Here is a 21,325-nt window from a genome sequence, read left to right on the forward strand (position 1 = left end):
TACACTGACCGGTATGCCTACTCCCGATTGATCGGCGCCGCACGCCCAACCCTCGTTTCCTAGCTCGGGAGTGTTTCGCCATCATGATCATCGCCACTGATATCGAGCTGCGCGCGGGTGCGCGCCTGCTCATCGAGAAAGCCACGTTCCGGGTCAACCCCGGTGACAAGATCGGGCTCGTCGGCCGCAACGGCGCGGGGAAGACGACCCTCACCAAAGTGCTGGCGGGCGAAGGTCTGCCCGCCTCCGGCTCCGTCACCACCTCCGGCACCGTGGGTTACCTGCCCCAGGACCCGCGCACCGGTGACCTTCAGGTGCTGGCCCGGGACCGCATCCTGTCCGCCCGGGGGCTCGATGAGGTCCTGCGCAGGTTGCGCGAGGCCGAGCAGGGCATGTCCTCCGCCGACGAGCGCACCCGGGAGAAGGCCGTCAGGCAGTACGGCCGGCTCGAGGACCAGATGCACGTGCTCGGCGGTTACGCGGCCGAGTCGGAGGCCGCCTCCATCGCCTCCAGTCTCGGTCTCCCCGATCGAGTGCTGTCACAGCCGTTGCAAACGCTTTCCGGGGGTCAGCGCAGGCGCGTCGAATTGGCGCGAATTCTTTTCAGCGGGGCGGAAACTCTCCTTCTAGACGAGCCCACAAACCACCTAGATGCGGACTCAATCGGGTGGCTTCGTGATTTTTTGCGATCTCATCAAGGTGGCTTGGTGATCATCAGCCACGACGTCGGCCTTCTTGAAGCCACGGTCAACAAGGTCCTGCACCTGGACGCCAACCGATCTGTGATCGATCACTACAACGTGGGCTGGAAAGCGTACCTGGCGCAGCGGGAGACCGACGAGAAGCGCAGGAAGCGCGAGCGGGCCAACGCCGAGAAGCAGGCGGGCGCGCTGCTGGCGCAGGCCGACAAGATGCGTGCCAAGGCCACCAAGGCCAAGGCCGCCCAGGACATGATGCGGCGCGCGCACCGGCTGCTGTCCGGCACCGAGGAGGAGCGCCAGAGCGACAAGGTGGCGCGGCTGCGCTTCCCCGAGCCGCAGCCGTGCGGGCGCACCCCGCTCACGGCCGAGGGCCTGTCGAAGTCCTACGGCTCCCTGGAGGTCTTCACCGACGTGGACGTGGCCATCGACCGAGGTCACAGGGTTGTCATCCTCGGCCTCAACGGCGCGGGCAAGACCACGCTGCTGCGCCTGCTCGGCGGGATCGAGACGCCCGACACCGGCGAGATCCGGCCCGGCCACGGCCTCAAGATCGGCTACTACGCCCAGGAGCACGAGACCCTCGACGCCGGCCGCACCCTGCTGGAGAACATGCGCTCCGCCGGCGGCGCGTTCACCGACACGGAGCTGCGCAAGGTGCTCGGCTCGTTCCTGTTCACGGGCGACGATGTGGACAAGCCCGCGGGGGTGCTGTCGGGTGGCGAGAAGACCCGGCTGGCGCTCGCGATCCTGGTGCTCTCAAGCGCCAATGTGCTGCTTCTCGACGAGCCCACGAACAACCTCGACCCCGTCAGCCGCGAGCAGGTTCTCAATGCTCTGAGGTCGTATTCAGGAGCAATCGTCCTAGTCACACATGACGAGGGTGCCGTTGACGCCCTGTCACCGGATAGGGTGATCTTGCTACCTGACGGAACTGAAGACGCATGGAGCGACGAATTTTCCGATCTTGTGGCACTTGCCTGATCTTAATTTGAGTGGGTACGGATCTTTTCCCGTGGAGTAGGTAGCCGATCCCGCTGAAATGACTGATCATGGCGGAGTAACGCTGCGGAAGTCCGGCACTACAGGAGGTACTCGTGGCCGAGACACTGAAGAAGGGCACCCGGGTCACCGGGGCCGACCGGGAAAAACTGGCCGGCGATCTCAAGAAGCGCTACGCCGCGGGCGAAAGCATCCGCGCCCTGGCCGCTTCGACCGGTCGGTCCTACGGGTTCATCCACCGCATCCTCAGCGAGTCCGGTGTGACTCTGCGTGGGCGCGGCGGGGCGACCCGAGGCAAGTCCAAGCGCTGACGGCCGCCTCGGAACGTGCGACCGCAGCCGCCCGTCCCTAGTCAGCCGACGTCGCGCCCGTGCCAGAACCATCTTCTGTAGGCTCGGGCGCGACGGTCAGCACTCCGGCGGCACGACCGTGCGCGGCCCGGAGAGCCGGCCTGCGGGACTGGAGGAGCGGACGATGGCGGAAGCACAGGCGCGACAGCGCGGGGGGTATGCGGACGACGGCTCTGCCCAGGCGGAGAGCGGAGTTCGCTTCGAGGTGGACGGTGAGATAGCGACGATAACGCTGGACCGGCCGGAAAAGCGCAACGCGATGACGTTCGCGACATGGCACGGACTGGCCCGCATCGGCGAGAGCCTGCCCGAGCAGGTGCGCGTCGTCGTCGTGAAAGGTGAGGGACCGTCCTTCTCGGCAGGGATCGACCTGCAGATGTTCACACCTGAGGGGGTGCCCGGACAGGGCTCGATGAGTTCGGCTGTCGAGACCGGCGAAGCCGGGTTCGAGCAGCGCATCAGGCGGTTCCAGGCTGGATTCCTGTGGCTGCGCCGCCCGGAGATCGTCTCCATCGCCGCGGTGCGGGGCCACGCGATCGGGGCGGGATTCCAGCTCGCGCTCGCCTGCGACCTGCGGATTGTGGCCGAAAATGTTTTGTTCTGCATGAAAGAGCCCGCACTGGGCCTGGTGCCCGATCTGACGGGGACCAAGCCCCTGGTCGAACTGGTGGGCCTGGCCAAGGCGATCGACATCTGCCTGACCGCCAGGACCGTGCACGCGGACGAGGCCATGCGCATCGGCCTCGCGGAGAAAGTGGTCGCCGGGGGCGACCTGGACCAAGCTGTACATGACAAGATCGCGGAGCTGCTGTCCACCAACCGGGACGCGGCCGTCGCGACCAAACGGCTCCTCCAGGGGGCGCAGGCCCGCACCCTGGAGGAGCAGAGCGTGGCCGAGGCGATCGAACAGGTCGCCCGCCTCAAGGCCCTTTCCGGCTGATCGCCGGCTCGGGAGGCTGGACGCCGCGGGGCCGCGGCTCGGCGGGCCCGGGGGGTGGAGCGCCGCCGGGGCGGTGGCTCGGCGGGCTCGGGGTCGTGTGCCGCGGGGGCTTCGGGGAAGGGTTCATGGTGTGTGCGCCTTGAATGGTGTGTGCGCCTTGGTTCGAGGCGGACAGCCGCCGGTTTCGCGGTGAGCTGAGTCGGGAATCAGCGCGCGGCCCGACGGCGCTGTGTCCGGGGGAGTAGGAGGGATCCCCCGTATGACGATGATGGGTGGGGGCTTCGGGCCCCAGGTGTGGACCTCGTTGCGGCGTGACGGCTCGGTCACCAAACAGCGGCTGAGGCCCGGCATCGTGCGGCGGATCGCCCACTACGCCAGGCCGTACACGGGGCAGATCGCGGCCTTCCTGGGCCTCGTGGTGGTGGGCGCGGTGATCGTGATCGCCAACCCGCTGCTGATGAAGGCGGTCATCGACGACGGCATCCTGGCCCGGCGGCCCGGTGTCGTGGCCGGCCTGGCGGTGACGATCGCCGCGCTGGCGGTGGTCGACGCCGGCCTGACCCTGGTGCAGCGGTGGTTCTCCGCGCGCATCGGCGAGGGGCTGATCTACGACCTGCGCACCGAGGTGTTCGACCACGTGCAGCGCATGCCGGTGGCGTTCTTCATGCGGGCCCAGACCGGCGCCCTGGTCAGCCGGCTCAACACCGACGTGATCGGCGCCCAGCGGGCGCTGACCAGCACCCTGTCGTCGGTCGTCAGCAACGTGGTCAGCCTGGTCCTGGTGCTGGGCGCGATGCTGGTGCTGTCGTGGCAGGTGACCCTGGTCGCGCTGGTGCTGCTGCCGATCTTCATCGTGCCCGCCAAGTTCGTCGGCCGCCGGATGTCGGCGCTGACCCGCGAGCAGATGCAGCTCGACGCCGAGATGAGCTCGGTCACCACCGAGCGGTTCAACGTCGCGGGCGCCATGGTCGCCAAGCTGTACGGCCGCCCGGAGGACGACGCCGAGGTGTTCGGCCGCCGGGCCGCCAGGGTGCGGGACGTGGGCGTGACCGTCGGCATGTACGGCACCGTGTTCCGGGTCGCGCTCGGCCTGGTGGCGGCGCTGGCCACCGCGCTGGTCTACGGCATCGGCGGCGTCCTGGCCGTCTCCGGCGCCTTCGAGCTGGGCACGCTGGTGGCCCTGGCCGCGCTGCTCATGCGCCTCTACGGCCCGCTCACGTCCCTGTCCAACGTGCACGTGGACGTGATGACGGCGCTCGTGAGCTTCGACCGGGTCTTCGAGATCCTCGACCTGCGGCCCATGGTGGCGCAGAAGCCGGACGCGGTGCCGGTGCCAGCCGGGCCGGTGACGATCGAGTTCGACGACGTGAGCTTCCGCTACCCGGCCGCCGAGGAGGTCTCGCTGGCCTCGCTGGAGTCGGTGGCCCGGCAGGACACCGGCCCCTCCAACCAGGTGCTGGAGGGCGTCTCGTTCACGGCCGCGCCCGGCCGGCTCGTCGCCCTGGTCGGCCACTCGGGCGCGGGCAAGACGACGATCACCTCCCTGGTCTCCCGCCTCTACGACGTCAACGAGGGCGCCGTCCGGATCAACGGGCTCGACGTGCGGGACGCCACCCTCGACTCGCTGCGCGACACCGTGGGCGTGGTCATGCAGGACGCCCATCTCTTCCATGACACGATAGGAGCCAATCTCCGTTACGCCAGGCCGGGGGCCACCGACGAGGAGATCTGGGAGGCTCTCAGGGCCGCGCAGATCGGTGATCTCGTGGAGGGCCTGCCCGACGGGCTGGAGACGGTGGTCGGCGACCGCGGCTACCGGTTGTCCGGTGGTGAGAAGCAGCGCCTGGCGCTGGCCCGGCTGCTGCTCAAGGCACCGCGCGTGGTCGTGCTCGACGAGGCCACGGCCCATCTCGACTCCGAGTCCGAGGCGGCCGTGCAGGTGGCGCTGAAGACCGCGCTGGAGGGCCGCACCTCGCTGGTCATCGCGCACCGGCTGTCGACGATCAGGGAGGCCGACGAGATCCTCGTCGTGCACGACGGGCGGATCGCCGAGCGCGGCGGGCACGAGGAGCTGCTGGCGCGCGGCGGGCTCTACGCCGAGCTCTACCGCACCCAGTTCACCTCTTCTTCAGATAGCCCAGCCGCTTGAGCTCCTCGCGGGCGACCTTCTCCACCAGCTCCAGGTCGCCGCGCCGGAGCCGGGACGTCCAGGCGCCGACCCTGGGGACGTCGGTGCCGTACATGACGACCTTGGACACCCGCGTCTCCAGGAACTCCGCCAGCGTGGCCACCGCCTGCGCGGGCTTGAGCACCAGGTCCTCGTAGCGCAGCGTGAGGAGCTGGTCGGCGGGCAGCGTCCGGCGCAGCTCGGCGCTCTGGCGTACGGCGCTGCGCCAGCGCAGGGCGCTCTTGCCCGCCGCGGGCATGCCCTTCCACCGGTCGAGGTGCTCGTCCTTGTTGACGCCCAGGAAGGCGTTGGGGAACTCGGTCTGGTCCGACAGCATCCCCGGCTTGAACCAGGCCAGGCACGCGGGGTCGTCCAGCATGTCGGCCACCACGTCCCTGCCGTCGCGGATGAGCTGCACGAACCGGGCGTCCGGGAACGCCTGCAGCAGCACGGGAGCGCTGTAGAGCAGGTCGGGGCTGCCGTCTCCGAACCGGGTGATGTCGGCCGCCGCCACGCACGGCCCGGTGCCGGTGACGCCGCCCGCCTCCCGGCAGGACTCGGCGCAGTCACCGCACGAGCGGGGCAGCACCTGCCACGCCTCGGCCAGCGCGTCCCGCATGACGCGCACGGCACCGGACGTACGGGCGATGGACGGTTTTCGGGCGAAGGCGTAGACCACGTGGGCCACGCTCGCGCGGCCCATCGTCACGTGGAAGCCTGGAGACCGTTTCAGGGCGCGGGCCAGCAGGTCCGTGCCGGAATGCGGCGCTCCGACCAGGAAGACCGGCCGGCGGACCTTGATGCCGTTGACCACGAGGATGTGGGGCGGAAGTCGCATACGAGAGGTAAGTGTGACACCGTTTGCCACGTGAAGGAGCCAATGTCAGTGTCGGTGCTCACCGGAGCGGGCATCTCCACCGACTCGGGCATCCCGGACTTCCGGGGCCCGCAGGGACTGTGGACCAAAGATCCGCAGGCGGCAGCGAGCGCCTCGATCGACACCTACCTGGCCGATCCCGAGGTCAGGCGCGACTCCTGGCGGGCCCGGCTCGACCATCCGGCCTGGCGGGCCCGCCCGAACGCCGCCCACCACGCCCTGGTCGACCTGGAGCGCGCCGGGCTGCTGCGGGCGCTCATCACCCAGAACATCGACGAGCTGCACCAGCGCGCCGGCTCGGCGCCGGAGCGCGTCATCGAGCTGCACGGCACGCTGCACCGGGCGGAATGCGTCTCCTGCGACCTGATCACCCCCATGCCCGAGGTGCTCGCCAGGGTGGCCGCCGGCGAGGAGGACCCGCCGTGCCCGCGCTGCGGCGGCATCCAGAAGTCCAACACGATATCGTTCGGCCAGGCGCTGAAGGCCGAGGTGCTGGGCGCCGCGCTGGACGCAGCCCGCTCGTGCGAGCTGTTCCTGGCCGTGGGCACCTCGCTGACCGTGCACCCCGCCGCGGGCCTGTGCGGTGAGGCGCTCGACGCGGGCGCCCGGCTGGTGATCGTGAACGCCGAGCCCACGCCCTACGACCCGTTCGCCGACCAGGTGATCAACGAGTCGATCGGCTCGGCACTACCTCGTCTCGTCAAGGAGTTGATCGATGCAGCGCGGTGACACCGTCGCGATCGTCGCGCCGTCGGGCCCGCCCGAGGCCGTCCTGCTGGGGCGCGGCGTCGAACGGCTGGAGGCCCTCGGGCTGAAGGTGACGGTGGGCGCGCACGCGCTCGACCGCCAGGAGCTCGGCTACCTGGCGGGCAGCGACGCCGCCCGCGCCGCCGACCTGCAGGCCGCCTGGTGCGACCCGGCCGTCGCGGCGGTGTTCTGCTGCCGGGGCGGCTACGGCGCCGGCCGGCTGCTCGGCCTGCTCGACTGGGACGCCATGCGGGCCGCGGCGGGCCGCAAGGTCCTGCTGGGGTCGAGCGACATCACGGCCCTGCACAACGCGTTCGCCATCGAGCTGGGCGTGCCCACGCTGCACGGGCCGATGCCGGCCTGCGACCTCCTGGCGGGCGAGTCCGGCCCGGAGCCGCTGACCTGGGAGAGCCTGCAGGCGGCCCTGTTCGGCGGCGTCATGACCGTGCCGGGTGACCGGGCGCTGGTGCCCGGGCGGGCCGAGGCCGTGCTGGCCGGGGGCAACCTGTCGCTGCTGGCCTCGATGTGCGGCACGAGGTGGCAGCCGTCGTTCGAGGGGAAGATCGCCTTCCTGGAGGACGTGGGCGAGGAGCCGTACCGGATCGACCGGATGCTCACCCAGTTGCTGCAGGCGGGAGCGTTCGAGGGGGTTCGCGGGATCGCGCTCGGTTCGTGGGTGGACTGCGGGGACCCCTACCCGGTGCTCCAGGACCGCTTGGAGCCGCTCGGAGTGCCTGTTCTGGCGGGACTTCCGGTGGGGCACGGGTCACCACAGATGAGTGTGTGGCTGGGGTCACTTGGTGTTATCGATACCGAATCGTGCTCGCTGTCCGGTCCTCTCCGCGACGAGGAGCAGGCAAGGTAGGGAGGGACAAATCCGACAGAGAGGGACACAACGCGTGAGCTGGTTCCGGCGTCAACGTGAGCCCGCGCGTCGGCCTGTCGAGCACGTCGATCTCGACTCGCTGCTCGCCCTCGTCGCCGAGTCCCTCGGCTACGCCTTCGAGTTCGCCCGTGACGGCTCCTCGATGACCCTGAAGGGCTCGCCGGAGGGCGGCGCCGCCGCCGTGCTCGTCGTCCGGCTCACCGGGCTGCGGCGTGAGGTCGGGCGCAGGGCCAGGGAGGACTGGCCGGTGCTGGTCTCCGAGCACCTCGCGCACGCGGTCGCCCGCGCGGGCGACCCGGTGGACACGTGCGACCTGGACCAGGCCCGGCCGCTGATGCGCACCCGCGTGGAGGCCGTGGACGAGGTCGCCGACCTGACCCGGGTGGTCGGCCGCCACCTCAACGCCGACCTGGTGGAGCTGCTCACCGTCGGCTCCCGCGCCGTGCGGCCCGAGGAGGCCGGGTGCTGGCCGGTGCCCGCGGTGCAGGCCCTGGACCTCGCGGTGCGCAACGTGCGGCGGGAGGAGCGGCTGGGCGTCGAGCGCATCGAGCTGTCGGGCACGCCGGTGACCCGCCTGACCGGCGCGTCCCCCGCGGCCGCCACCCACCTGCGATGGCTGGCCGACTACCTGCCGGTGCCCGCCGACGGGGCCCTGGTCGTGCTGCCCGACCCGTACACGCTGCTGGTGCACCCGGTGGACGGCATCGGCGTCGTACGCGCGATCGAGCGGCTGCGGGTGCACGCGGCGCGCACGAGCGGGCTCAGCTCCCAGGTGTACTGGTGGCACGAGGGGCGGCTGCGCCTCATCAAGTCCGACATCGTCACCCAGCGCGGCCAGACCAGGCTCGTGGTGGCCCCGCCGCCGGAGTTCGCCAAGGTGCTGGCCCGCCTGGCCGTCTGAGCGCGGGCAGGCGGGCAGCTCGCGACGGCCTACCGGCCGACGTACTCGCGCAGGTGGATCGCGGTCAGCGAGGTGCCGGTGGCGACCAGCTCGGCCGGGGTGCCGGTGAACACCACCTCGCCCCCGTCGTGACCGGCTCCGGGACCCAGGTCCACGATCCAGTCGGCGTGCGCCATGACGGCCTGGTGGTGCTCGATCACGATCACCGTGTTGCCGTCGTCCACCAGGCGGTCCAGCAGCGCCAGGAGCTGGTCCACGTCCGCCAGGTGCAGGCCGGTGGTCGGCTCGTCCAGGATGTACGTGGTGCCGTTCTTGGCCATGTGGATGGCCAGCTTGAGCCGCTGCCGCTCGCCGCCGGACAGCGTCGTCAGCGGCTGGCCCAGCCCCAGATAGCCGAGGCCGGCCGCGACCAGCCGGTCGAGGATCGTGCGGGCCTGCCCGGAGGTGAAGAACTCGCGGGCCTCGGCTATCGGCATGGCCAGGACCTCGCTGATGTTCTTGCCCCGCAGCCGGTACGTCAGCACCTCCGGCGTGAACCGCTTGCCCTCGCACTTCTCGCACACCGAGGCCACCTCGGCCATCATCGCCAGGTCGGTGTAGATCAGGCCGATGCCCTTGCAGGCCGGGCAGGCCCCCTCGGAGTTGGCGCTGAACAGGCCCGGCTTGACCCCGTTGGCCCGGGCGAACGCGGTGCGGATGGGGTCGAGCACGCCGGTGTAGGTGGCCGGGTTGCTCCGGCGCGAGCCCCGGATCGGCGACTGGTCGGCCACCACGACGCCGTCCCGGCCGGCCAGGTATCCGTGGACGAGCGAGCTCTTGCCCGACCCGGCCACGCCGGTGACCACGGTGAGCACGCCGAGCGGCAGGTCCACGGCGACGTCCTTGAGGTTGTGCAGCGTGGCGCCCTTGATCGGCAGGTGCCCGGCCGGCTCGCGGAACCGCTCGCGTAGCCGTGCCCGGTGGTCGAGGTAGCGGCCGGTCAGCGTGCCGGAGCCGGACAGCCCCGCCAGGTCGCCGGTGTAGCAGATCCGGCCGCCGGCCGTGCCCGCGCCGGGGCCGAGGTCCACGATGTGGTCGGCGATCCTGATCGTCTCCGGCTTGTGCTCGACGACCAGCACGGTGTTGCCCTTGTCGCGGAGCTGGAGCAGCAGGTTGTTCATGCGCTGGATGTCGTGAGGGTGCAGGCCCGCCGTGGGCTCGTCGAAGACGTACGTGACGTCGGTCAGGCTGGAGTTGAGGTGGCGGACCATCTTGACCCGCTGCGCCTCGCCGCCCGACAGCGTGGAGGACTCGCGGTCCAGGCTGAGATAGCCGAGGCCGATCTCGACCAGCGAGTCCAGCGTCGAGCGGAGCCCCTCCAGCACCGGGCCGACGGAGGAGTGGCCGAGGCCGCGGACGAAGGCGGCCAGGTCGTTGATCTGCATCGCCGAGCAGTCGGCGATGCTCCGCCCGGCGATCCGGCAGGACCGCGCGGCCTCGTTGAGCCGGGTGCCGCCGCAGGAGGGGCACTGCGCGAGTTTGACCGCCCGGTCCGCGAACGCCCTGGCCGCCGGCTGCATCGACTCGCGGTCCTTGGCCAGGTAGGTTCGCTTGACCCGGACCAGGAGACCCTCGTAGGTGAAGTTGTTGGAGCCGTACTTGAGCTTGGTGGCGGGCTTGTGGAGCAGGTCCTCCCACTGCGCCGGCGTGAAGTCGGCGAGCTTGACGTCCGGGTCGAACAGTCCGGAGCCGGCCACCACCTGCCAGGGCCAGGAGTCGACCGCGTAGCCGGGGGCCTTGATCGCGCCCTCGTTCAGCGACAGGTTCCGGTCGACCACCTCGTCCACGTTGATGTCGGAGGCCTTGCCCAGTCCCTCGCACTCGGGGCACATGCCCTCGGCCATGTTGAAGCTGAAGGCGGAGGCCGGTCCGGCGTGCGGCTCGCCGATGCGGCTGAACACGATCCGCAGCATGGTGTGCGCGTCGGTGGCGGTGCCCACGGTGGAGCGCGCGTTGGCGCCCATGCGCTCCTGGTCGACGATGATCGCCGCACTCAGGTTGTGCAGGGCGTCCACGTCGGGGCGGGCCAGGCTCGGCATGAACGCCTGGATGAACGCCGTGTACGTCTCGTCGATGAGCCGCCGCGACTCGGCGGCGATGGTGTCGAAGACGAGCGATGACTTGCCGGAGCCGGACACTCCGGTGAAGACGGTGAGGCGCCGCTTGGGGAGATCGAGGGAGACGCCCTTGAGGTTGTTCTCCCGCGCGCCACGGACCTGGATGAGGTCGTGGCTGTCCGCGGCGGAGTGATCGCGATGACGGTCGGTGCTTGCCTGATGGCTGGGGCCCACGGAATCCTTCCATCGTCGAGCGACAATTTATGGTGTAAGGGGATAGCCGGGACAGCCTACAGTGCCGCGCGCACGGTGCGTGGGCCAGACGCCGTGCCGCGGGGCGCTCCCCGTCAGGCCGACAACGGGTTGACGTGCCTGTGGTGCAGCCCGATGACCGGGATCTCGTGCAGGCTCCCCGAATACAGGAACTGGGTCAGGCCGATCAGCAGCCGCCGTACGTCCTCCTGGGGGCGTACCACGAGGCGCAGGAACTGGCTGGTGGTGCCGAGCTTGTTGCCGCACTCGCGGACGTACACGCCGTGCTCGGTGAGCAGGTGGTCGCGCAGCGGGACCCCATCGTGCCCCGGCGGCAGCTTCACCAGCAGGAAGTTGCCCTGCGACGCGAACACCGACAGCCCCGGCATGGTGCTGAGCTGCTGGAACATGGCCCGCCTGTCCTGGGCCAGCCGCTTGAGGCTCTCCAGGTAGTCGGGCATGAACCGCCGCATCATGAACACCACGACCTCGGCGAAGGAGTTGAGGTTCCACTTGGGCAGCGCGTCGCGCACCCGTGCCGCCAGCGCCGGGTTCGCCACCATGTAGCCGAACCTGATGCCGTGCAGGCCGAAGTTCTTGCCCAGGCTGCGCAGCACGATCACGTTCGGCCGCACCGCCGCCTCCGCCGCCGCCCCCGGGTACGGCTCGGCGTCCACGAAGTCGCCGAACGACTCGTCCACGATCACCAGGTCCAGGTCGATGAGCTCGTCGAGCAGCCGTACGACCTCGTGCCTGGGCAGGTAGCCGCCGTCGGGGTTGTTGGGGTTGCAGATCACCGCCACCCGGGAGCCGCGCATCCGGACGAACGATACGAAGTCGTTGACGTCGAGGGCGAAGTTGCGGTTCTCCAGCAGCGGGTACATGTCCACTCGTTTGCCCGTCTCCAGCGGCTGGTCGGTCCAGCGGCCGAACGTGGGGATCGGCACCGCCAGGCTCTCGCGCACCAGCAGGTGGTCGATCCAGGTGATCAGCTCGGTCGAGCCGTTGCCCATGGCGACCGTCCTGGGATGCAGCCCGAGCGTCGAGCAGAGCTCCTCGGTGATCGCGTTCGCGTCGCTCGGGTAGAACTTGAGTATCGACTCCAGATTCCTGCCCAGGTGATCGAACACCTCCGGGGTCGGGAAATACGGGTTGCAAGGGATGCAGAAGTCCACCGGGGCGCGCTCTCCCGACGAGCCGCGCATCAGTGAGAAGAACGATGGGCTGTGCGCCTGTGCACGCAAGAGACTGAGCTCCACGACACCTCCAGGGACCATGTCCGATGTGTGGAGGTACGTGCCGAAAGGGCGACCGGTTCATGACAGAACGGCCGGTTGGGTGGGGCGGTGGTTCCTGGTTCCGGGACGGCGGTGGCTGGTGACGGCGATGCCCCTATGACGGCGGTGGTTCGTGCAGCGGGGGCTCGCCGTGCTCGGGCGGGTCGGGCCGGCTGTTCTCGGGAGGGTGGGGCCGGATGGGCTCGGGCGGGTGGGTGTCGGCCGCCCAGCCGACCCGGCGCATCGGCTCGGCCCTGCGCAGCGTCAGCACGGCGATGTCGTCGCGCGGGGTCCCGGCGAAGGTGCGCAGGTCCTCGCCCAGCCTCTCGGCCAGCCTGGGCGGCGGGTCCGCGGCCCAGGCGCGCAGGCGGCTTTCCAGCGGGTAGAACAGGCCGGTCGGGTCGCGTGCCTCGGTGACGCCGTCGGTGCACAGCAGCATCGTCGCGCCCTGCGGGAAGGGGAATCGGGTGCCCTTGCGTGGCGAGGGGGACAGCGCGGCCAGCCCCAGGGGCACGGCGGGTTCGCCGAGGTTGATCTCCCGGGCGTCGCCGTCGTGGATGACGAACGGGGCGATGTGCCCGCAGTTGACCACCTCCACCTCCAGCTCCTGGTCGATGTCCAGGACGAGCGCGGTGACCAGGCGCTCGGGCTCCCCGGTGAGGGTGGCGAACGCGTTGGTCCGGACCACGGCGTTCTCCAGCGAGGTCACGACGCCGGCCAGCGTGGGCTCCCGGTAGGCGGCCTCTCTGAACGCCCCCAGCACCGCCAGCGCGGTCCCGATGGCGGGCAGCCCCTTGCCCTGCACGTCCGTGATCAGGACGCGGGTCCCGTACGGGGAGGGCGCGACCTCGTACATGTCGCCGCCCACCATGGTGTCCTCCTCGACCGGCTGGTAGATGCCGTCCACCATCACGTTCGCGGTGCGCAGCGGCAGCGGGCGGACGATCTGCCGCTGCAGGGCGGCCACCGCCGAGCGCAGCCGGTGCACCTCCTCCTCACGCCGCACCCGATATCGGCACCCGACCACGCTCAGCACCCCGAACAGGGCCGTGAACCCCGTCGCCAGCAGGTTGTCGTCCAGCTCCCGGCCGACGTAGGCCACGGTGACGCCCACGACCACCGCCACCCACGCCGAGGCGATGGCGGTCTGCCGCACCGAGCCCAGCCCCGAGACGATGGCGGGCAGGAAGATCAGCAGCGGGAACAACCGGATGGCCGAGCCCGTGCGCAGGTCGAGCGCCACCACGACCAAGGTGACGACGCCGAGGCCCACGATGAACGCCGACGTCGACAGAGAGGGCCGTTGGAGCCCCCGATCCTCCTCCGTCACGACTTCCCCTTCACCTCCTGCGTCCTTGTGTCCCAGTGTGTTGCTCCCGCCGAGTGGGCGGCGATCCGGCCTCTCCCTTGCCGGGAGGAGAATGGCCGCGATTATTCGCGGGCTCCCGGGGAAAGCGGACTTCCAGCGTTTCATGGTGTCAGGGGATCAGTGCCCTTACGGTATCGCGGAATTTGCGCTGATAAGCCGTCCTGTGTTCGTACGCGATGATCTGCCATGCCTTCTGCCCAGGAAGGATGGCAAGATCGCTACTCACCGTAAACGACTTATGCCCCATGTGGTGGGGTTTGCTGGCGTTCCACCTTCTCGCTCAACTCTAATCCGTGAATGCGTTGACAGAAAAAAAAGATCTTGTAAACATCGGAGTTGTGACATGCGGCTAAAATTTCCGCAAAGAAAGCGAGAGGTTCCTATGGGTATCGAAGGTGTCGCCGGCAGAACCGATCGATGGTGAGGCGGGTGAGCGCGTGAGCGAGTGGACTCTGCTGCCGACCGTGGTCGTCCGGAGCGCCGGATTCCCCTGGGAGCTCGTCCAGTCCCTGACCTGCCCGCGGGCGGCGGAGGCGGCCACGGTGGTCGTCCGGCTGGAAGGGCAGGCGCTCGGCCTGCTCGCCGGCGCCCCAGCCCGTGGCAAGGGCGTGGCGCAGCACCGCGCCGGGCGGACGGCCGGCGGGCGGCTGCCGCGCGGCGTGCGCGGCCGGCTGCGCGACCTGCGGCCGCTGCCGGCCGGCACCCCGGGCCCTGACGGCTGGCTGGCCGCCTGGAACGAGGTGACGGGCCTGCTGGCGCGGGCACGCCTCACCCTGGCCGGCGCGGTCGCCGCCGACGCGGCGCGGGCCAGGGCGGCCCTCGGCGCGATCGTGGCCGACGAGCGCTTCCTCGACGCACTCGTCTGCTCCTCACCCGGCCTCTACCGCGACCTGCGGCGCGGCGCGAAGGACGACAGGCTGCGCCGGCAGGTCGCCGCCCACCTGCAGCGGCTCTGCGCCACCTGCGAGACGACGAGCTTCTTCGGACCGCTCAACTACGGGCGGGTCGAGCCAGGCGGGCCCGGCGGATACACCTGGTCGGGGCATCGCGAGTGCCCGCGGCGGGTCGCCTTCCCGGCCCCACGGGTGGGCGAGGCGCTCCAGCAGCGCATCCTGGCCGATCCCGAGCTGGTCGCGAGGCTGGTGCCCCGGCGCCGGACCTGGGCGGGCGCGGCGCTCGACGGGGCCGCGTTCGCCGGCCACTGCGACGGCACCCGCACGCTGGCGGAGATCGCCGCCGTCTCCGGGACCGGGATGGAGCGCGCCTCGGCGGCGCTGGCGGTGGCGGTGCGCCGCGGGCTCCTCACCCACGACCTGTGCCCGCCCGCCACCGTCGCCGACCCGCTCGGCTGGCTCCACGACCGCCTGACCGCCGACACCCGCCCCACCCGCGACACCGCCACCCGCCGGCCTGCCCGCGATCACCCTTCTGACCCTGCTCGCGATCTTGGCCCCGAGCCGGCTCGGGATGCCGCCACCGGCGACTTCACCGGCTCTGACGCTCGCCCCGTCGCCCGCCCGGGCGCTGCGCGGGCCTCCGCGCGTGGTCACGCGCCGGCTCGTGCCGGGGTTGCGGCGTCGGGCGGGCGCGGGGGCGTGGTGGCGGCCGGGGTCCCCGCGCCGCGCAGGCGCGGCTTCGCGGGCGGGTGGTCGGGGGACGAGCTGCCGGTGGGGCGGCGGGTGGAGGAGATCACCGAGCTGCTCGGCCGCTATCCCGGTGCCTCTCCGGACGTGAAGCTCGCCGTGCAGAGCCGGATCGAGACGCTGGCCGGACGCGGACGGCGGGACGGCCGGGGCCGCCGCGACAGGGACGGCGACCGGGGCGGCGAAGGGCTCCGCGACGACCAGGTCATCGTGCACGAGGCGGCGGCCGGCACGCTGCGGGTCACCGTCGGCGGGGCGCTCGCGGCCGACCTGGAGGAGCGGGTCCCCCGGGTGCTCGACCTGCTCGCCGCGGAGGCCGACCTGACCAGGCTGCTCACCAACCGGCTGCTGGCCGAACGGCTCGGCAAGGGCACGTTCGGGCTGGCCGAGGTGCTGCGGGTGAGCGACGACCTGGAGATCCGGCGCGCCGACCGGCTCGTCCGGCGGATCGCCGCCATCGTGCGCGACGCGCCGCCGGGGGTCACGTCGGTGGACCTCGCCGGGCTGTTCGCCCCGCCGGCCCCGCCGGGCGCTCCCGTGCTCTGCTCCGCCGACGTGATGGTGGCCGCGCCGTCTCTCGACGCGTACACGCCCGGCCTGACCCCGCTGGTCCTCGGCGGGCTCCACGACGCTCCGCTGCTCACCTCGTGGGCGCTGCAGTTCCACCCGCAGGCGGGCGCGCGCCTCGCCGAGCGGGACGTGGAGATCGAGCGGGCGCTGACCGGGTTCACCGCGCTCAACGTCATCTCCTCCCGCTCCGACGGCCTGCCGCCGCCGGAGCTCCCCGGGCCCGTGCTGGAGCTCGGCGGCGTGGCGGCCGACCCGGGGCGGCGGCGGGTCGGGCTCGACGAGCTGTACGTACGCAGCGACGGGCGGCGTGCCGTCCTGCGGGCGGGCGGGCTGGCCGAGCCGCTGATGTTCCACAACGGGGGGCACGACACGGCGTTGCACACGGCGTTCGCGCTGCCCAGGATCGGCCTGCCCGCGCTACCGGATCTGCCCCGGGTTCCCCGGCTGACGTGGGACAACGTGGTCGTCTCCGGGCAGCGGTGGCAGTTGGGTCAGGCCTCGTTCGAGGCGCTCGGGCAGGCCGACGGTGATCGCGAGCTGCTGGTCGCCATGGCCCGGTTGCGTGAGACGTACGACCTGCCGGTGGAGTTCTTCGCCGCTGCCCCCGGCGGGCGCGGACCGGTCTACGTGGACACCCGCGCCCCGGCGCTGCTCGACACGCTGGCCCGGATGGCGCGCGGCGCCGAGCGGCTCACGCTGTCGGAGGCCCTGCCTGGGGCGGACCAGTGCTGGCTGCGGGATGGTGAGCAGCGCTTCGCCGCGGCGTTGCGCTGCGTCTACCTGAAACCGGCGGGCCGGATGGACCCGGGGCCGGCCCACCCCGACCCGTGGGCGGGGGAAGTGGATTGACGGATGCTGGTCGTCCTGCCCGGCTCACCATCGACGAGCTGGAGGTGGCCCGGGGCAGCCACGCTGAATCCTGAGGAGTTCCTCCTCGACATGGCGGGGTCAAAGCCCACCGCGGGCTACTGGCCAGGGCCGGACTGCAGGTCGGCCAGGCGACGGGCGAGCTCGTCGCGTTCGCGGGTGATCTCGGATAGCTCGTGCTGCAGTTCGGTGATGCGGCGGATGGCCGGTAGTGTCATGCCCTCCTCCATCATCGAGACCACCTGCTGGATGCGGACGATCTCATTGCGGCTGTAGCGGCGCTGCCCGCCCGCGGATCGTCGCGGGGAGATGATCTGGTTGTTGTCGATGCGCCGCAGGAACGCCTGCTGGACATCGAGCATGGAGGCGACTTGCCCCACGGTGAACAGCGCGGCGTGTTCGTCGTCCATCGGCAGCTTCATATCCCTCCCTGGTGCCGGGCTTGTCAATGTGCCGCTCCCGCAGCAGCACGTCGCCGGCACGACGAATGCCGTCCATCGGCATCACCGCTTCGCCACCCTGCCCCGCGGCCTGCCGCGCGAACCTGTCGAACTGCCGCTCGAACTCCTGGATGAACGGGTCGATCGTCGTCAGCAGCATCGCGCTTCGCATCGCCCACGCGCAGCTGAAGGGCTGGCTGGTGAAGATCACGGCCGACCCCGGGCAGCTGAGCGCCGATGTCACACCCTTCGACCAGCCGGGCATCACAAGGAAAAACCGGCGGCTGCCCATGCGGGGCCGGACCGGTGGCACGGGGCCCCGGGGGCCGCACAGCGGGAAGCGGCACGGCCGCGGGTCATCGCCATAGCCCCAGCGATGCCGATCGGCGACGGCGCGTGCGTCCGCGACGCCGGCTCCCTCGACGAGCCGGCCACGCGGATCGCGCAACCCGGCGTCCCGTTCGAGGTGCACGAACCGCCCGAGCTCATCCGGCACATCCACGCACTCGGCCCCGGGCCGCGTCGACGCGGCCCGGCAGCACCCGCCCGCCTGACAGGCCGGCGCGCCAAAATCGGTTGCCTGAGGATGGGGTGTGCTGTTGTACTCCCGGCAGTATCCCCTCGGTCAGGAGGCCCGGAATGGCTGAAGCGTTCATGTTCCCCCAGCGCAGCGAATCCTCCAACGCAAAGGACATGACGCTTCTTGAGACCCTTCGACACCGGGACCTCATCATCTGACCGATCCGTTCTGCGGCTGCTCCGCCCCGGCCGCCGGGCCGCCGCCTCGCTGGTCGCGGCGATCGCCGCCGCCACCGTGCTGCCGCTGGCGGCGCCTCAGGTCACCCGGCGGTTCGTCGATGACGCCATCGGCGGGGCGAGCATCCGGCACCTGACCCTGATCGCCGCGGGCTATCTCGGGCTTGCCGTGGCCGGGCAGGCCGCCAGGATGGTCACCGCCTGGCTGGCCAGCCGGCTCGCCTGGGACGGCACCAACCGCCTGCGCGAGCGGCTGGCCGGGCACGCGCTCGGCCTGGACATGGACTACCACGGCCGGCACACCCCCGGCGAGATGATCGAGCGGGTGGACGGCGACGTGGTGGCCGTCGCCGACTTCGTGGTCGCGTTCCTGCTCGACGTCGTGGCCAGCGCGCTGCTGCTGGCCGGGGTGGTCGCCGTCGTGTTCGGCGTGGACTGGCGCATCGGCTGCGCGCTGCTGGCGTACTGCCTGCTGGTCGGGCTCGGCATGGCCCGCGCGCAGCGGCTGGCCGTGCCGTCCGGCGCGCGCTCGCGGGCGGCGAACGCCGTCCTGTTCGGCACCGTCGAGGAACGGCTGGCCGGGGTGGAGGACATCAGGGCCAACGGGGCCGGCGAGCACGCCGTCAACCGGTTCCACCGGGCCGCCGCCGCCGTGTACCGGGCCGAGAACCGGGACGCGCGGGTCGGCACGACGGTGCTGGCGGGCACGTCGGTGGCGTTCGCGGCGGGCACCGCGATCATGCTGGGGCTGGCCGCGTGGGCCATGGACGCGGGCACGCTCACCGTCGGCACGGCCGTGCTGCTCTTCCAGTACACGCTCATGGTGCGGGCGCCGTTCGAGCGGCTGCTCGACCAGATCAGGCAGTACCAGGCGGCGCTGGCCGGGCTGGCCCGCATCGGCGACCTGCTGGCCGAGCGGCGCACGCTCGCGCCCGGCTCGCGACCGCTGCCCGCGTACGGGCCGCTGGAGCTGCGCCTGGACGGCGTCGGCTTCTCCTATCCCGGTGACGGCGACGACGAGCGGGTGCTGTCCGGCGTCACCGTCACGTTGGCTCCCGGCGAGACGCTGGGCCTGGTCGGGCGTACCGGCAGCGGCAAGACCACCCTCGCCCGGCTCGTGCTTCGGCTCTACGACCCGTCCGAGGGCACGGTACGGGTCGGCGGCGTGGACCTGCGCACGGCCGACCCCGCTTCCGTGCGCCGCAGGATCGGCGTGGTCACGCAGGACGTGCAGCTCTTCGCCGCCAGCGTCCGGGACAACCTCACCCTGTTCCGGCCCTCGCCCGGCGACGACCGGCTGCGCGCGGCGCTCGACGGGGTGGGGCTGGGCGACTGGCTGGCCGGCCTGCCCGACGGGCTCGACACCGAGCTGCGGAACGTGTCCGGGGGCGAGGCGCAACTGATCGCGTTCGCCCGGGCGTTCCTGGCCGATCCGGGGCTCGTCGTGCTGGACGAGCCGTCGAGCAGGCTCGACCCGGCCACCGAACGCCGCATCGAGCACAGCGTCGGCCGCCTGCTCGACGGCAGGACCGGAGTGATCATCGCCCACCGGCTCTCCTCACTCTCCCGGGTGGACAAGATCGCCGTGCTCGACCAGGGGAAGGTCATCGAGTACGGACGTCGCGCCGATCTCGCCGCCGACCCCGGCAGCAGGTTCCGGCGGCTGCTGGACCTGGCGGGGGTGGGCCGGTGACTCCCGTGATGCTGGTGGCCAGGCGGCTGGCCACGTTCGATCTGCGGCGGTATCTGGTCGGTGCCGTGCTGTGGTTGCCGGTGCACGTCATCCCGCTGGCCGGGGGGCTGGTGCTGCAGCGGCTCTTCGACGGGATCAGCGGGTCCGCGGGGCTGACGCCGACGCTGTGGTTGTGCGCGGCGTTCGTGGGCGTGGAGATCGTGCGCGGCGTGATGATCGTCGTCGCGTGGACGTACGGGGTCTACTGGTGGACCGCGGCGGCGACACTGCTGCGGGCCAACGTGCTGCGCTCCGTCCTGACCGCCCGCGGACCGGCCGCCGCCCGGCTGCCGCACTCGCCGGGGGAGTCGGTCGCGCGGCTGCGGGACGACGTGGCCGACGCGGTGGACTTCACCGACGAGAGCGTCAGCCTGGCGGGCACGACGCTCTTCGCCGTCGCCGCGCTGGCCATCATGGCCGCCGTCGATCCGGCCGTCACGCTGGCGCTGGTGGTCCCCATGATCGCGGTCGGGGTGCTGAGCACGATGCTACGCCGGGTCATCGGGCGGCTGCACCGGCGGGCCAGGACGCTCGGCGCGGCGGTCACGGCGTACGTGGGCGAGCTGTTCGGCGGCGTACTCGCGATCAAGAGCGCCGGGGCCGAGGCGGCGGCGCTGGAGCGGCTGCGCGCGCACAACCGGCGGCGGCGCGCGGCCGCCGTCAAGGACCGGCTGGCGACCGACCTGCTCGACGCCGTGACGGGCACCACCGTCGAGCTCGGCATCGGGCTCGTGCTGCTGCTGGCCGCGCCCGCGATGCGCGGCGGCGACTTCACCGTGGGCGACCTCGCGCTGTTCACCAGCTACCTCGGCTGGCTCACCGCGCTGCCGCGCACGATCGGCGCCGTCCTCTACCGCCTGCCCCAGGCCGCGGTCGCGACCGAGCGGCTGACCCGGCTGATGGCGGCGCACGAGGACGCCGCCGCCCTGTCCGCGGGCACCGGCGTGCACCTGCGCGGCGGACCGCCGCCCGTACCGGCGCCGCCGCGCCGCGCCGACACCCTGCGGGTGCTGGAGGCACGCGGGCTGACCGTACGCCACGGCGGCGAGCGCGGCGTGCACGCCGTGGACCTGCGGGTCGAGCGCGGCTCGTTCACGGTGATCACCGGCGCGGTCGGGGCGGGCAAGACCACCCTGGTACGCGCCCTGCTCGGCCTGTTGCCACCGGACGCGGGGACGATCACCTGGAACGGCGTCCCGATCGACGACCCCGGCACGTTCCTCGTCCCCGGCCGGACCGCCTACGCCGGCCAGGTTCCCCGGCTGTTCTCCGAGACCCTGCGGGAGAACCTGCTCATGGGATGGCCCGCGAGCGACCACGAGCTCGGGCGGGCACTGGAGCTGGCGGTGTTCGAGGCGGACCTGGCCGCGATGCCCGGCGGGCTCGGCACCGTCGTCGGCCCGCGCGGCGTGCGCCTGTCCGGCGGGCAGGTGCAGCGGGCCACCGCCGCCCGCGCCCTGGTCCGCGCCCCCGACCTGCTGGTCGTGGACGACCTGTCGTCCGCGCTGGACGTGGAGACCGAGCGGCTGCTCTGGGACAGGATCGCCGCCGGCGGGCCGGAGACGGTGCTGGTCGTGTCGCACCGGCAGGCGGCGCTCGAGCGCGCCGACCAGATCGTGGTGCTCGACCGGGGCCGCGTCGCCGGCCGCGGGCGGCTGGGCGAGCTGCTGGAGAGCTGTCCGGAGATGCGGCGGTTGTGGAGCGCGGAGCTGGTCGCGGAGGCGGGGGAACGAGCAGGAGAGTAGATCGGGCACT

Annotated in this window: 16 protein-coding genes; 11 read left to right on the forward strand and 5 right to left on the reverse strand. The window is 71.7% G+C overall.

The genetic code is table 11. The features are described from left to right. The first annotated feature begins 83 nt into the window (after window positions 1-83). The 4 genes from ABGB18_RS18370 to ABGB18_RS18385 all read left to right on the forward strand — a co-directional run bounded on the left by ABGB18_RS18370 (window position 84) and on the right by ABGB18_RS18385 (window position 5,139). On the forward strand, window positions 84-1,682 hold the full coding sequence (locus ABGB18_RS18370) for an ABC-F family ATP-binding cassette domain-containing protein (RefSeq protein WP_347696728.1): 1,599 nt from the start codon (window positions 84-86) through the stop codon (window positions 1,680-1,682). Window positions 1,683-1,795: 113 nt separating this feature from the next. Continuing rightward, window positions 1,796-2,011 carry a helix-turn-helix domain-containing protein gene (locus ABGB18_RS18375; protein WP_020547488.1) on the forward strand — a complete coding sequence of 72 codons (216 nt, stop codon included), beginning with the start codon at window positions 1,796-1,798 and terminating at the stop codon, window positions 2,009-2,011. 163 nt (window positions 2,012-2,174) lie between these two features. Beyond that, complete coding sequence (locus ABGB18_RS18380; RefSeq protein WP_347696729.1) at window positions 2,175-2,990, forward strand: enoyl-CoA hydratase/isomerase family protein; 816 nt, start codon at window positions 2,175-2,177, stop codon at window positions 2,988-2,990. A 259-nt stretch (window positions 2,991-3,249) separates the two neighbouring features. Beyond that, the gene (locus ABGB18_RS18385; protein ID WP_347696730.1) at window positions 3,250-5,139 is read left to right on the forward strand and encodes an ABC transporter ATP-binding protein; all 1,890 of its coding nucleotides are present in this window, start codon (window positions 3,250-3,252) and stop codon (window positions 5,137-5,139) included. On the opposite strand, the gene ABGB18_RS18390 is transcribed toward ABGB18_RS18385, so the two are convergent. Next, complete coding sequence (locus ABGB18_RS18390) at window positions 5,108-5,995, reverse strand: sulfotransferase (protein ID WP_347696731.1); 888 nt, start codon at window positions 5,993-5,995, stop codon at window positions 5,108-5,110. The two genes, ABGB18_RS18385 and ABGB18_RS18390, sit on opposite strands and share 32 nt — an antisense overlap. A gap of 42 nt (window positions 5,996-6,037) precedes the next feature. Between ABGB18_RS18390 and ABGB18_RS18395 the strand changes: the two genes are divergently transcribed. Genes ABGB18_RS18395 through ABGB18_RS18405 form a run of 3 tightly spaced genes read left to right on the forward strand, consistent with a single transcriptional unit; the run spans window position 6,038 to window position 8,568 of the window. Beyond that, the gene (locus ABGB18_RS18395; RefSeq protein WP_347696732.1) at window positions 6,038-6,763 is read left to right on the forward strand and encodes a Sir2 family NAD-dependent protein deacetylase; all 726 of its coding nucleotides are present in this window, start codon (window positions 6,038-6,040) and stop codon (window positions 6,761-6,763) included. After that, entirely contained in the window at window positions 6,750-7,646 is an 897-nt protein-coding gene (locus tag ABGB18_RS18400) for an LD-carboxypeptidase (protein WP_347696733.1), read from the forward strand. Before ABGB18_RS18395 ends, ABGB18_RS18400 begins: the two co-directional genes overlap by 14 nt. A gap of 34 nt (window positions 7,647-7,680) precedes the next feature. After that, window positions 7,681-8,568, forward strand: coding sequence for a hypothetical protein (locus ABGB18_RS18405; RefSeq protein WP_347696734.1), 888 nt, complete (start codon window positions 7,681-7,683; stop codon window positions 8,566-8,568). Between the two features lie 29 nt (window positions 8,569-8,597). On the opposite strand, the gene ABGB18_RS18410 is transcribed toward ABGB18_RS18405, so the two are convergent. The 3 genes from ABGB18_RS18410 to ABGB18_RS18420 form a co-directional block, all read right to left on the reverse strand. Continuing rightward, window positions 8,598-10,898 (reverse strand): excinuclease ABC subunit UvrA, encoded by a 2,301-nt coding sequence (locus ABGB18_RS18410; protein ID WP_347696735.1) that lies wholly within the window; start codon window positions 10,896-10,898, stop codon window positions 8,598-8,600. Window positions 10,899-11,011: 113 nt separating this feature from the next. Continuing rightward, on the reverse strand, window positions 11,012-12,175 hold the full coding sequence (locus tag ABGB18_RS18415; protein ID WP_347696736.1) for a histidinol-phosphate transaminase: 1,164 nt from the start codon (window positions 12,173-12,175) through the stop codon (window positions 11,012-11,014). A gap of 133 nt (window positions 12,176-12,308) precedes the next feature. Beyond that, window positions 12,309-13,523: a PP2C family protein-serine/threonine phosphatase gene (locus ABGB18_RS18420; protein ID WP_347696737.1), complete on the reverse strand. Its 1,215-nt coding sequence runs from the start codon at window positions 13,521-13,523 to the stop codon at window positions 12,309-12,311. Between the two features lie 476 nt (window positions 13,524-13,999). Between ABGB18_RS18420 and ABGB18_RS18425 the strand changes: the two genes are divergently transcribed. Then, window positions 14,000-16,624: a hypothetical protein gene (locus ABGB18_RS18425; RefSeq protein WP_347696738.1), complete on the forward strand. Its 2,625-nt coding sequence runs from the start codon at window positions 14,000-14,002 to the stop codon at window positions 16,622-16,624. 116 nt (window positions 16,625-16,740) lie between these two features. Here the strand turns inward: ABGB18_RS18425 and ABGB18_RS18430 are convergent, their stop codons facing one another. After that, window positions 16,741-17,064: a MerR family transcriptional regulator gene (locus ABGB18_RS18430; protein WP_347696739.1), complete on the reverse strand. Its 324-nt coding sequence runs from the start codon at window positions 17,062-17,064 to the stop codon at window positions 16,741-16,743. A gap of 65 nt (window positions 17,065-17,129) precedes the next feature. Between ABGB18_RS18430 and ABGB18_RS18435 the strand changes: the two genes are divergently transcribed. The 3 genes from ABGB18_RS18435 to ABGB18_RS18445 all read left to right on the forward strand — a co-directional run bounded on the left by ABGB18_RS18435 (window position 17,130) and on the right by ABGB18_RS18445 (window position 21,315). Further along, the gene (locus ABGB18_RS18435) at window positions 17,130-17,450 is read left to right on the forward strand and encodes a hypothetical protein (RefSeq protein ID WP_347696740.1); all 321 of its coding nucleotides are present in this window, start codon (window positions 17,130-17,132) and stop codon (window positions 17,448-17,450) included. Window positions 17,451-17,785: 335 nt separating this feature from the next. Further along, on the forward strand, window positions 17,786-19,531 hold the full coding sequence (locus ABGB18_RS18440) for an ABC transporter ATP-binding protein (RefSeq protein WP_347696741.1): 1,746 nt from the start codon (window positions 17,786-17,788) through the stop codon (window positions 19,529-19,531). Further along, window positions 19,528-21,315 (forward strand): ABC transporter ATP-binding protein, encoded by a 1,788-nt coding sequence (locus ABGB18_RS18445; RefSeq protein WP_347696742.1) that lies wholly within the window; start codon window positions 19,528-19,530, stop codon window positions 21,313-21,315. Before ABGB18_RS18440 ends, ABGB18_RS18445 begins: the two co-directional genes overlap by 4 nt. The last annotated feature ends 10 nt before the right edge of the window (window positions 21,316-21,325 follow it).

Source organism: Nonomuraea sp. B12E4, from assembly GCF_039871825.1.
Classification (GTDB): domain Bacteria; phylum Actinomycetota; class Actinomycetes; order Streptosporangiales; family Streptosporangiaceae; genus Nonomuraea.